This window comes from Robertmurraya sp. (assembly GCF_036676585.1).
Lineage (GTDB): Bacteria > Bacillota > Bacilli > Bacillales > Cytobacillaceae > Robertmurraya_A.
In genome coordinates, this window is record NZ_JAKFCQ010000040.1 from 41,669 (window position 1) to 57,571 (window position 15,903).

The 15,903-nt window shown below is 39.0% G+C and carries 15 protein-coding genes; 7 read left to right on the plus strand and 8 right to left on the minus strand.

All coding sequences use genetic code 11. The features are described from left to right. Positions 1-72: 72 nt before the first annotated feature. A complete protein-coding gene (locus ACGLXV_RS04960; protein ID WP_391557761.1) occupies positions 73-1,665 on the minus strand; it encodes a long-chain-fatty-acid--CoA ligase in 1,593 nt (530 codons plus the stop codon). 179 nt (positions 1,666-1,844) lie between these two features. Between ACGLXV_RS04960 and ACGLXV_RS04965 the strand changes: the two genes are divergently transcribed. From ACGLXV_RS04965 to ACGLXV_RS04990, 6 genes are read left to right on the plus strand one after another with little or no spacing between them, the layout of a single operon-like run. Continuing rightward, positions 1,845-2,066 (plus strand): spore germination protein, encoded by a 222-nt coding sequence (locus ACGLXV_RS04965; protein ID WP_119707179.1) that lies wholly within the window; start codon positions 1,845-1,847, stop codon positions 2,064-2,066. A gap of 15 nt (positions 2,067-2,081) precedes the next feature. Then, on the plus strand, positions 2,082-2,345 hold the full coding sequence (locus tag ACGLXV_RS04970; protein ID WP_391557762.1) for a spore germination protein GerPB: 264 nt from the start codon (positions 2,082-2,084) through the stop codon (positions 2,343-2,345). 19 nt (positions 2,346-2,364) lie between these two features. After that, a complete protein-coding gene (gerPC, locus tag ACGLXV_RS04975) occupies positions 2,365-2,982 on the plus strand; it encodes a spore germination protein GerPC (RefSeq protein WP_391557763.1) in 618 nt (205 codons plus the stop codon). Further along, positions 2,982-3,164, plus strand: a complete 183-nt coding sequence (locus tag ACGLXV_RS04980; RefSeq protein WP_391557782.1) for a spore gernimation protein GerPD — start codon at positions 2,982-2,984, stop codon at positions 3,162-3,164. Before gerPC ends, ACGLXV_RS04980 begins: the two co-directional genes overlap by 1 nt. Position 3,165: 1 nt before the next feature. Beyond that, positions 3,166-3,546: a spore germination protein GerPE gene (locus ACGLXV_RS04985; protein ID WP_391557764.1), complete on the plus strand. Its 381-nt coding sequence runs from the start codon at positions 3,166-3,168 to the stop codon at positions 3,544-3,546. A gap of 34 nt (positions 3,547-3,580) precedes the next feature. Continuing rightward, positions 3,581-3,799: a spore germination protein gene (locus ACGLXV_RS04990; protein ID WP_119707175.1), complete on the plus strand. Its 219-nt coding sequence runs from the start codon at positions 3,581-3,583 to the stop codon at positions 3,797-3,799. Between the two features lie 13 nt (positions 3,800-3,812). On the opposite strand, the gene ACGLXV_RS04995 is transcribed toward ACGLXV_RS04990, so the two are convergent. The 5 genes from ACGLXV_RS04995 to ACGLXV_RS05015 form a co-directional block, all read right to left on the minus strand. Continuing rightward, positions 3,813-4,124, minus strand: a complete 312-nt coding sequence (locus ACGLXV_RS04995; protein ID WP_391557765.1) for an HNH endonuclease — start codon at positions 4,122-4,124, stop codon at positions 3,813-3,815. Between the two features lie 58 nt (positions 4,125-4,182). Beyond that, on the minus strand, positions 4,183-7,956 hold the full coding sequence (gene addA / locus ACGLXV_RS05000) for a helicase-exonuclease AddAB subunit AddA (protein ID WP_391557766.1): 3,774 nt from the start codon (positions 7,954-7,956) through the stop codon (positions 4,183-4,185). After that, entirely contained in the window at positions 7,922-11,428 is a 3,507-nt protein-coding gene (gene addB, locus ACGLXV_RS05005; protein WP_391557767.1) for a helicase-exonuclease AddAB subunit AddB, read from the minus strand. Before addB ends, addA begins: the two co-directional genes overlap by 35 nt. 210 nt (positions 11,429-11,638) lie before the next feature. Beyond that, the gene (locus ACGLXV_RS05010; RefSeq protein ID WP_391557768.1) at positions 11,639-12,505 is read right to left on the minus strand and encodes a Cof-type HAD-IIB family hydrolase; all 867 of its coding nucleotides are present in this window, start codon (positions 12,503-12,505) and stop codon (positions 11,639-11,641) included. Then, positions 12,498-13,280 (minus strand): DeoR/GlpR family DNA-binding transcription regulator, encoded by a 783-nt coding sequence (locus ACGLXV_RS05015; RefSeq protein ID WP_391557769.1) that lies wholly within the window; start codon positions 13,278-13,280, stop codon positions 12,498-12,500. The genes ACGLXV_RS05010 and ACGLXV_RS05015 overlap by 8 nt, the downstream gene beginning before the upstream one ends. Before the next feature lie 200 nt (positions 13,281-13,480). Here ACGLXV_RS05015 and ACGLXV_RS05020 point away from each other — a divergent pair, with 200 nt between their 5' ends. Next, a complete protein-coding gene (locus ACGLXV_RS05020) occupies positions 13,481-14,248 on the plus strand; it encodes an alpha/beta fold hydrolase (protein WP_391557770.1) in 768 nt (255 codons plus the stop codon). Positions 14,249-14,417: 169 nt separating this feature from the next. Here ACGLXV_RS05020 and fabG read toward each other — a convergent pair whose 3' ends face one another. Beyond that, positions 14,418-15,158, minus strand: coding sequence for a 3-oxoacyl-ACP reductase FabG (fabG, locus tag ACGLXV_RS05025; protein WP_391557771.1), 741 nt, complete (start codon positions 15,156-15,158; stop codon positions 14,418-14,420). 29 nt (positions 15,159-15,187) lie between these two features. Further along, positions 15,188-15,814 carry a TVP38/TMEM64 family protein gene (locus ACGLXV_RS05030; RefSeq protein ID WP_119707168.1) on the minus strand — a complete coding sequence of 209 codons (627 nt, stop codon included), beginning with the start codon at positions 15,812-15,814 and terminating at the stop codon, positions 15,188-15,190. Positions 15,815-15,903 lie beyond the last annotated feature (89 nt).

The following is a 15,903-nucleotide window of genomic DNA, read 5'->3' on the forward strand; positions in this document are numbered from 1 at the left end:
CCGAAACCTATTATACTTGAAATATTCCCAATAAACACCAAAACCGTTCCCTAAATAGGGAACGGCTACTTCTTAATTAACAAATTTACCTGCTTTTCCATGAGACTCCCAATAATCATTTCTAAGATGGACTTTTTGAATTTTTCCTGATGCGGTTTTCGGTAATTCTTTAACAAAAGTAACACCGGTAACTGCTTTAAAATGAGCAAGCTTTTCACGAGAAAAAGAGATAAGATCCTTTTCTTCCACCGAATGACCTGATCTAACCACTACGAAAGCATGAGGTGTTTCTCCCCACTTCTCATGCGGAACAGCAATAACTGCTGCTTCTAATACACTCGGGTGCTCATAAAGTACTCCTTCAACTTCAATAGAAGAAATATTCTCCCCACCACTTATAATGATATCCTTTTTCCTATCGACAATATCAATATTCCCGTACGAGTCCACTGTTGCCATATCACCCGTATGAAGCCATCCATCCCTAATGGTTTCCATCGTAACCTCTGGATTTTTCCAATACCCCTTCATGACGCCATTGCTTCGCGTGACCACTTCACCAATTTCCTTCCCGTTCTTTTCCACTTCCTGTCCCTTTTCATTAATAACACGCACTTCACATCCGATCATGCTCACCCCAGCCATAGCCTTCATACGGTATTGGTCCTTTAATGGAAGATCAGCCAAATGAGAACGAATGGTTGAGATGGTACTTAAAGGAGAGGATTCGGTCATTCCGTACACTTGTATAAACTCCCACCTAAGCTCTCTTTCTACCCTTGTCACAAATGCTGGTGGTGGAGCAGAGCCTGCTATGACCACTCTTACCTTATGATCAATTTGCGGGATGTTTTGCTCATAGAATTGAAGCAGGCTATTTAATACAGTTGGTGCCATATGCATGACGCTTACTTTATATTTTTCTATCGCCTTAAAAATAGCCTCTGGAGTAGCCTTTCGCAAACATATTTGAGTAGATCCATTGGCTGTATAATAAAAAGGGGACCCCCAACCATTCACATGGAACATCGGGAGAATATGAAGCAGAACATCTTGATCACTTACCCGTAAATGGTGCATCGTCGTAAGAGCATGTATATAATTATTACGGTGTGTGAGCATCACTCCTTTTGGATGCCCCGTTGTACCACTTGTATATAACAAGCTACAAACATCATCCTCATGTAGCTCAGCTCTAGGAAACGCTTTCTTTTCTTTGGTCGCTAACCATTCGTCGTACCCTATCTCTTGTGTTACCTCATTTTTGTAATGAACAATTATGGTCTCAACTGTTTCTAATTTTTCCTTAATAGGGAGAATAAGATCAAAGAGCTCTTGATCTACAAATAATACCTTTGATTCACTATGATTTAATATAAACAAATAATCTTCTGGCTTTAACCGAATATTAAGTGGCACCATCACTCCACCCAACAAGAATACCCCATAAAAACCTTCTAGCATTTCAACACTGTTAGGAGCTAAATAGGCCACCCGATCACCTTTGTTCACTCCTAGATCCTTTAATCCATGTGCCAGCTGATTTACTCTTTCTCCCAATTGACCATATGTAAAGCTCCGTTCTCCACAATATACTGCTTCTTTTTCACTATAAAGAGATATCGCACGGTCCAAAAACTGAGTTAACACCAAAGGTACATTCATTTCAACATCTCCCTTTGTTAAAATATTACTAATTATATAAATATTTTAACATACCACACAATAACATTGAATAATTCTGTTATAGTACAAAACACATAATTCAACTTTTTTCATAAATAAATCACATCTAGTTTCTAGGCACATACAATGTAAGGAATCTTAAACAAAGGGTGTAGTGTATGCCAGCAATAGTCGGTGTAGCTCAAGTAATCTCGATTGGAAGTAGTTCCATTTTTCATATTGGAGATGTATATAAAATCATGCCTATTTCTAATGCCAAGACATACTCAGGGGCAGGTTCCTTTAATACAGGGGATGGGTTACGTGTTTATAACAAGTTTAGTTCTACCAACGCGTATGACCATGACGGCATTGACCAAGGAAATATTTTAAATGCTTAATAAGCAGGTGATGATATGAATTTCTATATTCAACAAAATATATCTATTAATCTTCTACGTATTGATGCGATTACGAATTCATCCGTATTACAGATTGGCAGTGCTGGAGTTATTCGCCCAACCTCCCATCTATATAATACTGGAGGTTTCGCAGGACCTGCACCTGAACCTATTCATCCCGGCGGCACAATCGTAACTACTCAGGATTCGGCTGAACTTACAGGAAGTGATACTGGATCGTATATAGATTCTCCAGCTGTTCCGTTATCCATTTCATAAAAGGAGGGAAGGTGTCAGTATGAATAATGATTTCTACGAATACTTAAGACAGCTTCACCAACTTGTTGAAAGCCAAGAACACCGGATTCGAGCTCTTGAACGAAGTGTATTACAAATGCAAAAAGAAATATCTCAACTCAAAGAAAGACCACCTGTTCATGTGGATCGAATTGAATACAAATTTGATCAACTCAAGGTAGAATCCCTTGATGGTACTTTAAATATTGGACTCAATCCATCGGATCTACAAGGAATCGATGAGTTCTCTGTTCCAAATCAATCCATCAAGACTCCTTCCCCTCCAAAGCAAATGTTCCAAAGAACAATGGAACTCGAGGATATAGTTTATGAATATATGGGCAATCATTTACCTGCTATCTTTGAGAAAACCCAAGCAAAACTGCAAACAAATCTCGATGATTCGTATTATCACTTTATAGAGGAAGATATAAAAAAACAAATACCAAAAAGAGTAGAACATTATATACGCGAGTTTTCCTCAGGAGTTATAGAAACCGAGGACCGTTCACGGTTAGAGAAAACGATAACTGACCAGTTTCACAAGGAAATGGAGCATGGAGTTGAGGTTTTTATTAAGAATTTACCGGAGAATGTGAAAGGGATGAAACAGGAATGATAAATTATCAAGTATACAATCGTGATATACATGTGGGAGATATTCGAGTGGTCGGTGTATCGAGTTCTTCTATATTAATGGTAGGAGACGCGGAAACCATCCAACTGGCATCAACGTTCGATACTCCTGCTGAATCTCTAATCATTGGCCCCTTTGTACCCTTAGCCGTGGAAGGTAGATAGCATGCTTCAACGGTCAAGTTCTGTTAAACATATTCACATTACAAATGCAGCTCTATCATCCGTCATTCAACTTGGGGATTCAAAAATTATTAATGGTCTAAGTAGAGCGATTGCTGTGCAACGGGAAAAGCAGTTGTTTATTGGTGATGAGGAGGATTTCTCAAAATATCCCATCTTTCAACGCCCCATTATTTTTCCTCAAGATAACGAAGAAGTGATGGTCACTTCCTTTCATCAAAATCCAATGATTCATGTGAATAGCATTAATGTCATTGCCTTTTCCTCCTCCTCAATTCTTCATGTTGGAAATACAGATTCAATCAATATGGAAGCAAGAGTAAAGCATATTCGTCAGCTTTTACCAAGACATAATAGAAGCTGACTTCTTGAAAATATTATGCAAAGGATGTTTTTTGATGCCAGCTATTATCGGTCCTGTTCAAATTACAACGGTGAGTGGGGGAATTGTCCAATTTGGCGATGCACTCTACATCTCACCCAAAAGCAACTCTAAATCTGTCACTGGTGCCGGTGCTGTAAATACAGGGGGCATTATTATTACTAATAACGGATTGTCAGCTAGCAATGTGTTAGATACTAACTTAATAGATCAGCCAACATTAGGAAATAACTAGGTGGAACTCTGTTTCACCTCTTTTTTTGCCTTCTATCCTTTGATTTCGAAACAGTAATAAGCTTGGAAGCTGGTTGTTTCTGAATCCATTTCACAAACTTTTTAATCGTTTCGTCATCACGTAGTCGTTCAATGGTGTTCATACGAGCAGCCAATTCCTCATTTGTATAAAGGGCATGAATTTGCTTATGACACGGGAGACATAGCTTGGCTGTCGGTAAAAAAGCACCACCAAGCTCCTTCGGTGTTAGATGATGGATAGTAATCTCGACATGGTTGCGCAAACAAAGCTCACAATCACCAAGAACGATTGGTTTCTTCCCCATTTCCTTCCCTCCTAAAAAAAATAGCCAGCAAGAGTAATGTCTCCTGCTGACTATCCATTTAGTCCATTTTCATGATATGTGCACCATCGAAGAAGAATAAATACGATTCATTAACTTTCTTCTTCCATATTTCCTCTATCGCTCTTCTATATAATTCAATTTGGACTTTGTAACGATCTTCAAGAATCAACTTCGCTTCTTCATATCCACCCTTGTAACGATCATGAATTCCATCCGTTTTAAAATCAAGTAGGACGAGTCCATTCTCATCTTCAAAAACACAATCAATGATACCTTGAAGGAGAACGGCCTCTTCCTCTCCCTTCCAATCTGCATACACAACGCTTGCAGGAAGAGATAAACTGAAAGGGATCTCACGTAGGACCGTGTTTGCACTTAGTAATCTAACACCAAGCTCCGATTCAAAAAATTGTACCACCTGGTCAATATCTATTACCTCCAGCTGCTCAAGCGTTAACAGTTCACGTTGAACCATTTCATTTAATTGGCTCGTAATGCTATCAAAGGTGATAGGTTTATTTAAATCAATCTGCTGCATCACCGCATGCATAGCCGTTCCTCGCTCGGCTGGAGTTAAGGATTTTTCCTGCATAAAACGTGGACGATTAATAAGTGGTTTCCTGAATTTTTTTTGCAATTCTATTCCACTTTCTTCATCCTGCAATTCTCTTTGCCTTTTCACTTCAGAGACAGACTGCTTGGAACGATGAGTGGAAGGTGCGAAGTATTCATATTTGAACTCTAATTGTGAAAGCACCTGTTCGTTCCGCTCTGATTTAACCGGAAGTTCTTTTCCCTCTATTACAAGTTCTAATAAATGATCCTTTTCTTCTAAAACCGTTTCCTTTATAGAAGCCAACTGTACTCCATCGATTACTTCTATCTTCCAGCACGATGAATGGTTCGAAATCTCTTCTGGGACTAAGTATCCGATTTCCTTTCCATTTCGCAACTCCTGACAGTCTTGATGTCTAATTAAGGATGGCCCAATCCAGTCTAGGTAGCCCTTCGCTGATTGACGGTCGTACTCTTTTAGCAGCCATTCCGAATGGGTTGAGAACTGCTCCCAATCCTCAAGTTTCTTTTCTACATTCTTTACGGTTCCTAGTAAATATAAGTACTCTTTTGCACGGGTTAATGCAACATACAAAACACGCATTTCTTCAGCTAGCATCTCAAGTTTCTTTTTGCGTTTAAAAGCAAGCTGGGGCAACGATGGATAAGATATTCTCTTTTTAGGGTCGACATACTTTGCAGAAAAGCCAAGTTCCTTGTCCAGCATATAGGATTTCCTGATATCCATCATATTGAACTGACGGCCCAATCCAGCCACAAACACGACTGGAAATTCTAATCCTTTGCTGCTGTGAATAGTCATGATTCGAACAACGTCTTCACTTTCCCCAAGTGCGCGAGCAGCACCTAGGTCGTCCCCACGTTCTCTCATACGCTCGATAAACCGAAGAAATCGGAACAACCCACGGAACGATGTTTCCTCATATTGTCGAGCACGGTCATACAGAGCACGTAAATTCGCTTGCCTCTGCTTCCCGCCTGGCAAACCGCCCACAAAGTCAAAGAATCCCGTTTCGCGAAATAACTGCCAAAGTAACTCTGATAAAGCACCTTGTCTAGCAGACGTCCGCCATTTTGATAAATTCTCCATAAAAGGAACAATTTTCTCATGCGCCTCTTCATTCATTTCCGTTGGCGCTTTTCTATAAAAGGAAGTTAGAGCTTCGTAAAAAGAACCTCTTCGATCCTCCATGCGAACACAAGCAAGATCTTCTTCTGTTAATCCCACAATCGGAGAACGAAGGACAGAAGCAAGTGGGATATCCTGATATGGGTTATCAATGACGTGTAACAGAGACATCATAATAACGACTTCTGTTGCTTCAAAATAACCCGTTGAAAGGTTTGCATAAACCGGAATTCCCTGATCTTTTAACTCCTCCATAATCTGCGGAGCCCACGTCATAGATCGAAGCAAAATGACAATATCTTTATACGAAGCCGGCTTAGAGCTTTTTGTTTTAGGACTGTAAACAGGCTTTCGTCCTTGAATCAGATCGTGTATTTTGCCCGCAATAAGCTTGGCTTCAAGCTGAGATTGTTCCAGTTCTTCTTCATCAAAGGAGTCACCTTGGATCTCATTATCTCCTTCTTCACTCGAAATTTCCTCTTTACCATCACTATTAATAATCAACAACTCAACTGGAACAGCTTCCTCTGGGTAGGACGCACCAGTAATTAACTCAGCTGCTTCATCATAGTTGATTTCTCCAACTAATACACCCATGATCTGCTTGAATAGATAGTTGGTTCCATGAAGGACTTCCTTTCGGCTCCGGAAATTCCGAGCTAAATCAATTCGAAGCCCAGATTCGTCACCCTGTGAGGTAAATCGATTATATTTACCCAAAAATAAATTCGGCTCTGCTAAGCGGAAGCGATAAATCGATTGCTTTACATCTCCCACCATAAACAAATTCCCTGTATTCTCTTCGTCTTTAGTTACTAAATTTAAAATCGCTTCTTGTACCATATTTGTGTCTTGATATTCATCCACAAGAACTTCTTTAAATTGACGGCGATAGGACATTGCTTCCTCAGAAGGTTTGAACTCATGGTCCGTACTTTCTTGTGGGTCTGATAAAATCTGGAGACAATAATGCTCTAAATCAGCAAAGTCGACGAGTCCTTTTTCCCTCTTTATAAAATCGAATCGTATAGAAAATTCTTCGACAAGTCTAACCAATGTTTGAATATATGACTTCATTTGTTTCATATCATGAATGAAGCTTTGCGGTTTTCTCGAAAAAAGCTCAGCTTGTAAGGCTTGAACCATTTTCTTTCCTTTGTCTCGAAGTTTTTGGGATTTTTCTAATAGAACCTCATCATACTCCGTTTTTTTACATGGTTTAAGCTTTGAAAAAGATTCACTTAGCAATGTGTTATATAACTCATCCCACGATTCGTTACTAGCTTCAAGTAGTCGGTCAATTATTCTTATATCATCAGTAAAAGTTTCCGCTCGAGGACTTGGTCCTTCTGGAAGCTTCGTTATTTCAAGAGCTGCTTCAAATAAGCCCCTTGCTCCTTGAAGCTGGAGTTGAATATCGAAAAGAAGTGTCTGATAAAAGGGCAATGATTCGATCGTTGTTTGTTCATCTACATCATACATATCAATAATTGATTGTAGATAGCTCTTGGGCGATGGATTTGAACGTGCAAAGTCATAAAGCTCCCGGATAATCACTTGAAGGGCCGCATCACTGCGGTCATTTGAAAACATATCAACTAAATCAAAAAATTCAGTATTAGCTTCCTTCCCGTACTCTTCTTCGAATAAAGTATCTAAAACCTCATCTCTTAAGAGCTGTGCTTCCGTTTCGTCAGCAATTCTAAAACCGGGATCAACTTCAATTTTATAATAAAACTTCCGAATTACCTCTAAGCAAAAGGAATGAAGAGTTGATATGCTTGCCTTATTTAGTAAACTTAGTTGCTTTCGAAGATGTCTCGATGTGGGATTTTCATCAATCGCCTTCTCGAGCGCCTCTCCCATACGGTGCTTCATTTCTGCCGCGGAAGCATTTGTGAAGGTAACGACTAGCATCTCATCTACGTCCATCGGATCATCTTCCGAAACAATTTTCTTGATCATTCTCTCAACAAGAACGGCCGTTTTTCCTGACCCTGCTGCGGCAGCAACTAATATATCCTGTCCGTTCGCAACAATTGCTTTCCACTGGTCATCTGTCCAAGTCACATCACTCGGCTTCGGTGGAAGTTTCATGCTCGCCATTTTCAACACTCTCCTTTCGCATTTTTTCTATTACAGTCTCCTTATCTTCAACTTTCAGCATCCTATATTTATTGGTCTGTAATGACTCATCAAATTGACAAACAGACTTGAAAGAACAAAAAGTACAAGGTGTTTTCTCCTTCATTTTATAAGGAGAAATTTGAACGGCACCGTCGACTATACTATTTCCTGTTTTTACGTACATACTTCTAACATACGAACGCAACTGATTAAATTCTTCCTTACTAGCCACTTTTGATCTTTTCGTTAGCGACCCGTCTTTTTTAATTCCTGCAGAGATAATCGTCGATTCACCAGACTCTAATGTTTGATCCATAAGTTTGATCACATTTTCTTCGCCTAGCAATAAACCATTCATCTTAAATTTTTTGAAAAGCTCTATTTCTATCTCATCTAACGTAAGCATTTTGCTCGTACTTATCATCGGATTATGCACATGGAAATACACAACCCCTGCTGGGCTAGCCTTAGTACCAATCAAAGATTCAGAGTTTGAAATAATGATATCTAAATACGTAAGCATTTGCAGGGCCAAACCATAATAAATTTCGTTTACATTTACGTCTTTTGCACTGGATTTATAGTCGAGTATTCGCAGGAACACTTCACCGTCATGAGCGGCTTTGTCTACTCGGTCAATACGGCCCACTAGCTCCATCTTTGTTCCATTTTTCAAGGTAAATGGTGCAGGCTTTATTTGTTCCGTTGGTCCAAATGGTAATTCAAGTCCTACCGGTGCAAACCCACTTGCCTTCGCATGGTCACGTAAAATAAGCGAAGCCCGCTGAATAATTTGTTCTAGCTTTCGTTTAATATAATGGTGGCGATTCGAGCTTAATAGAATTTCATTTTGTAGTTTTGGTGCAAGTAAATCCACTGCTTGTTTTGCCAAATTTTCCATTTCATCCTTTGACACATCTGACCATGACAATTTGCTGGCCACAATTGTTTCGGTTATATACTTTAATGCCGCGTGAAAGAGCTCTCCAATATCCGGTGCTTCCAGCTTAAATACTTGGCGTTCTCTAAGCTTTAACCCATGCTGGGAGAAATGTGAAAACGGGCAGCTATGGAACATTTCCATTCGGCTGACACTCGATTGGATTTCTTCTCCATACAAATCCTTGCTTGTCTCCTCGGACAGCTTAGATGTTCGATTTTCATAGGTTAAGCTGGAAAGTACTTTCCTTACGTCCCTTTGAAAATGCGGTTTTGACTGGTAATAGTTATACACATCCCACCATAAGTCGTAGATAGGGTAATTTCTTTTCTTTAGTTGAAGCTGTGAAGTTAAATAAGCCAAAGCCGTATTTTGATGTGCTACAAATTTTAATTGTTCCAACTCAGCAAGCTCCGAAGGCTCAGTCATGAACGATAGAGCTTCACCATCTGGGAACATATCAACCATTCTCTTAATATATGGCGAGGCTATTAATGCCTTTCCTTCAGAATTTGCTAGTGGATAAGAAACATACAATCGCTCAGACGGAGTGGTAAAAGCCTTGTAGGCGATAAATTCCTCATCCAATAAACGGGTTTTACTGCTCGCGGAAATCTTTAAACCATTTTGTAATAACTGCTCCCGGTCCTCATCGGCAAATATTCCATCCTCCGAAAATTTAGCAGGTAGAACCCCTTCTGTTATTCCAATAATAAAAGCTACTTTCACATCGGTTAGACGGGATTTTTCAAGATCAGCACCCAGCACTTGGTCCATTGCCGGGGGCACTAAAGAGAACTGCAGTGCTTCTAATCCTGCATCCAAAACATTTGAAAACTGCTTTGGAGAAACTTTTTCATCCCCTAACATTTCAACAAACTGATCCAAAAGCTCAATCACACCGTTCCATGCTTGATCATGCTCTCTTGCTTTTGTTAATTCTCCCTTTTCCTCTTCAGCAATTTTCCATCGCTCAAGCTTTGCAGGGATTTCTAATTCCTCCAGATAAAGAAAGAGTGCCTCCGCTAATTTGCTGCCATTCTCAGCTTTTTTCAATCTTCTTGATAAGCGAAGGATCGGTGCTGAGATCATCAGTCGAAGCTCGTTTAACTTTTGTTCGAGGTCTTTTTCCTTATTCGTTTGGGCAACCGATTCTAATTCAAGTCCTCTCATTCGGCGATATACCCAACGATCACGTCTTGTCCACTTATCTCCTTGAATTCCAAACGCGAGGACAAAGTTTTCAAGCTGGTCCATTTGCTCTCTCATTTTATTAGAATCGACATGAAGCGGATAAAGAAGCTCTGTTTTTACCGCTCGAAACACAGGTTCATACCGCCAGTATCCGTTGATCACTTCAAGCGTGGAGCGAATAAGTTCGATAACAGGATGATGAAGCATCGTACGTTTTTGATCCACAAAGAAAGGAATTTCGTAATCATCGAAGACCGTTTCAATTAAATCCTTGTATTCATGACCATTTCTCATCATAATGGCAATGTCTTTGTATCTATAATTATTTGTTCGAACAAGTGATAGAATTTCGCGTGCAATTCCTTCAATTTCCGCTCGACGATTAACTGCTTGTCCAATCGTAACAGCAGTTTCCCCTTTAAATACAATTGTAGGACGCGTATCAAAAAATGTTTCCAAATGCTTAAGTGATGGATGCTGCCATCTCTTTTGCTCAGATAAAATGGTTTCTCTTATTTCTAATTTTTCTACTCTAGCAATCTCATAAAGACTTTGACAAGTCTCAGCATTCATACGGAATAAATGCAATTCATCTGGATATTTTTCATTGTACGGCTCATCTAAAGTAAGAGTGATCGTTACTTTTTTACAATGCTTCATGAGCTGACTTATGATGAAATACTCTTGTGGTGTAAAACTATAAAATCCGTCAATATATATTTCTGCATCCTTAAGATAATGAGATAACGGAATTTTTTCAGCTAATAATTTGAAATAATCCTCAGAGTCCACGTATGAACCAAAAAGGGCATCTTCAAAATGTTTATAAATCAACTCTAAATCATGTAATTTATCACGAAGGACTTTATTCATTTGCTCAGATTGCTGTTGAATGAGCAATTCTTCTGGTCTGACTAAGTATCTTTTAAATTCAACCAACATTTGTTCGAGCTGCTGGATAAACCCATTTTTGTCAGCAGAAAGATTAAAGAGCTTTAATTCTGCTTTTCTCTCCTCAACAATCTTACGAATCAACATATTAATACCAACACTATTTAAATGGTACCTAGTATTCCCACCAGTTTCCTGCAACACTCGCCAGGCTAGTCTTGAAAAACTAAAAACCTGAGTTCGAATCATTCCCCCAAGCCCAGGTGTTGTAATCAATTTATATTCAGAAGAAAATGTCATTTGGTCAGGTACTAAGTAAACAATTGGATCTCCCACTGGGCGTTGCAGCATTTCTTCTCTTATCTCATCTAAACACAATTGCGTTTTTCCAGTTCCAGATCTCCCGATAACTAAGTGAACTGCCATAAGAAAACCTCCCTCGTACGTTCCTTATCTATCCTATTATCTTACCATAGGTACTCCCGGAAATAGGGTAATAACCTACTATCCATGAACCGCTTTTTCCTTCCATTTTTAAAATCGTAATTTAAGAAATGAAATAGGCCAACCAATATGGTTGACCTTTTATATCTTGGTTGTCACGCCTTGCAATCAAGTTACGCCAACCATGGATATCTATTTTTTTAGGAGACGATAGATAAAATGAGCAACTCCATGTTCATGATTTTCAAGAGTTACCTCATGTGCTTTTTCTTTTACTGCATCATCAGCATTTCCCATGGCAGCACTTCTTCCTACCATCGTTAACATGGATATATCATTGTAATTATCTCCCACTGCTGCCATTTTTAGAAGTGGAATTTGTATGATTTCTCCTAATTTTTCTAAAGCCTTTCCTTTTGAGGAGTTTTCATGTATAAATTCAAAATTATGTTTACCCGACGAAACAATATTCAACCCTTTTAATCCTCGGAAGTTTTCTTTTCCTCTATTTAATTTTTCATCATGAAAGGAAAAGGCAAGAATATTATAAATGTCTGCATCGTTACTAATGATATCTTGATAGGAGGGGACAAATTCAAATCCCGTTTGACTGTACTGAGTCGCTAATGCTCGCTGTATATCCTCTTCTTTGACAGAGGGATTTTCCGTTCTCAGTTTTTCTGCTTCCATTGATAGTAGCTCTCTCCCATGCTGTGGTGTAAGCAAAGTATTGTCGGCAAACACTTCATAATAAAAGTTTTCATCCTCAAGCCATTTCAAGATTGGTTCTGCTGCATCTTTATCAATGGGAACCGAGTGAACTTTCTCACCGTTCGGGTGATGAATGGTTGATCCATTCGCTGAAATAATCCATGGAGTAATGGGAAAGTTACAATCATTAAGTATGTTTTTGACATCGTGATAAGAACGTCCTGTTGCAATTACGACCATTACTCCTTGATTATGGGCAAAAGTCAACGCCTCCATGTTTTCAGCACTGATGGTATTTTCGTGGCTCAATAATGTACCATCTAAGTCAATTGCGATTAGATTAGTCATTTTCTTCTTCCTCCCCCTCGCCAGCTATGACTAACTCTACATCTTTCTCTTGTAAGAGTTGCATAAAGTCACCACTAGGCATACGATCCGTGATTAGTACATCTATATCTGTAAAACTTCCAAATTGAAAGAAACCATTTACTCCAAATTTTGTATGATCTGCTAATACAATCACTTGTCTAGCCTGCTGCATCATTTTTTTCTTTAACATCCCATCCTCTTCATGAGCACTTGTCAAACCCATTTCGGATATACCCACTGCTCCAATAAAAGCTTTATCAACAGAATACTGGGCCAATTTCTCAATCGCCTGTGATCCAAACAAATAACGATGCTTTTTGTGCAGCTCTCCTCCAACAAGATGAATGGAGATGAGTGGATGCTTTGATAAAATTTCTGCAGAGTTAATGGAATTGGTAATAATCGTACATTCCATATTTTCTACATGCTCGGCACATGCTTGAACTGTAGTCGAAGCATCTAAAATGATGGCATCTCCTGTTTTTAGGAATGTTGCGGCTTTTTCCCCAATCACCTGCTTTTCACTTGAAACCACCTTTAAACGATGGTTATAGTCCATAACCATCTGATGTTCGGTTGGAAGCAATGCTCCTCCTCTTGTCCGGATAATTCGCCCTTCCTCTTCAAGGCGAACCAAGTCTCTTCTAGCGGTATCTCTTGAAACCTCTAGTTCTGAACAAATTTCTTCAACAGAAATTCGTTTATATTCTTTTAAATAACTAAGAATAGCTACTAAACGTTCTTCTTGATACATGATTTTTTCAACTCTCATTAATTATTTATAAGTAATTATAAGTAATTACACGATAAGTTTCAATAATTTTAAGTAATTTTAATTACAACTAAGTAATTAGGCAGTTTTTATAATTTTATCAACTGGTATTTTATTCCTACTTTGAACACCATTCACTATTCACATACTATTCATAAAGAAACATGGATAGGAGATACTGCATGAAGAGCATTGTAAGTAATGATGAACGTATCTGTTATGAAGATATCGGTGAAGGAATTCCTATTATTTTCCTTCATCCTCCAGGCATGGGAAGGAAAGTTTTTTACGAGCAAAAAGCTTTATCCAAGCATTTCCGTATTATTTTGCCCGATTTACCTGGACACGGGGACAGCTCATACAATGTGGAAAGAGAAGTGTCCGTCAAACGATTTGGCGAGGATATCATTGAGTTAATGAATCAGTTGACTATTACAGCGGCTGTTATTTTTGGTTATTCCTCTGGTGGAGCAATTGCTCAATATTTGGCTATACATCATCCAAACAGAGTCCATACTCTCATATTATCTGGTGGTTATCCTATTGTTGATCATTGGATGATAAAAAATGAGCATCGATTAGGTGTGTTTATCGCAAAAAATGGTAAGAAGCTTTTATCTACTAGCCTTGCCATAGCTCACACAAAAGATAGACAACTTCGCCGTGAGTTAAAAGAGCATATGCTTAAAGCAAACCCGAACGTCTGGTCAAAATACTACTATGATGTTATGCATTTTAACTGCAAAGATGATTTAGCAAAAATCACTGCACCTGTTCTGCTAATGTACGGAAGTAGATCCGATTCGTTTAATACGTACATTAAAACGTATAAAAAAGTACTGGCTGATGTCGAGATCTTTGTTATAAAAGGAGAATCACACCAGCTGCCAACCAGACAGCCTAGTTATGTTAATCAGATCATTACGGGGTATTTGCTGAATAGGCAGTAGGTGAGGAATGGAAGGAGTTTGGCTGGCGGTTCTATTTGACCGTTCCTTGGGGGATTTGTTTGGGCGGGCAATTAGGACCTCCCTCTCTTCCCATCCATTCGCTTTTACGCGAAAGTTACACAGGAAAAAACGCAAAAAAACTAGCCCAAATATTTGGACTAGCTTCAAATTACATCATGATTCCTCCATCAACATGTAGCACAGTTCCATTCACATAATTGGATTCATCCGATGCTAAGTATAGGTAAGCATTCGCAATGTCTTCCGGATTTCCCAGTCGACCAAGTGGGACCATCATCTTCATTTGCTCTAATACTTTTTCCGGTACCTTGGCTGTCATTCCTGTAGAGATAAAACCTGGGGCCACTGCGTTTACATTGATTCCTTTACGCCCAAGCTCCTTGGCCCATGTTTTTGTCATACCAACCACGCCTGCTTTGGTGGCAGCATAATTGGTTTGACCCACATTTCCGTATACTCCAGAGACAGATGACGTATTAATGATTCTCCCTTTTCCGTTAGAAACTAAAATAGGTAGTACGGCTTGTGTACAATGAAATACTCCAGTTAAATTAACATCAAGCACTTGCTGAAAATCTTCTACCGCTAACTTCGACAGCATCGCATCGCGAGTAATACCAGCATTATTCACTAGAATATCAATCCCACCAAAACGACCAACTACTTCCTCCACCATTGCATTTACACTATCACGATCAGCCACATTTACTTGAAAAAAAGCCACTTTATACCCCTTTGCCCTTAATTCCTCTGTCTTTGTTTCTCCTAAGCTGGCATCGTAATCCGCTAAAGCCACCTTTGCGCCTTCTCTCGCAAATAAACTCGCTGCCGCAAAGCCAATTCCATTGGCCGCCCCTGTAATGATTGCTACTTTCCCCTGTAATCTCATACTTTTCCTCCTAGTTTGCTATCCGTCCTTTATTTTGATCTTTGCGGTTCACTTACTCTCGTTTCAACACGGTTGAGACGGGCCTCAATTCTTTTTCCTATAAACCAAAGCAATATAATAACAAAACCAACGATCGCTGTACGGACGGGTTGAGTAATCAAAGAATGTATATCGTAGCCAACAAAACTAATCATAAAAATCATCACCATTTTCCCGGTCAAAACAGCTAGCATATATTGAGCAATACTTATTTTAGATAAACCAGCTACAATGTTCACAACAGCTGATGGTGTAAAAGGAAAGCATAAAAGTAAAAACAGTGGTCCAAATCCATGGTTCTCCACCCAAACCATGAGTTTTTGTACTTGGGGATGCTTTTTTAAAAAGTTTAATATTCTCTTTTGACCAAACTTCCTAACTAAGAGAAAAACAATTAATGCTCCACCAGATGCACCTATCCAAGAAAATAAAAATCCAAACCATAATCCAAATGCACTTGCATTTGCCATCACAAAAAGGAAAAGTGGTAAAAACGGAAGAAACGCTTCTAGTAATGGAAGTAATATTCCCGGTAGTGGGCCAAAGGAACGGTATTTTTCTATTAAATCCATAATATTTTCAAGAGTAAACCAAGCTTTGATTAATTCTACATCCATTACTTAATCTCCTCACGTAAATAAGCTGCATATTATTCTAACATGGTCCTTTTTTTCATATTGTACACCTCCTAATTGAAAAAGAGAAC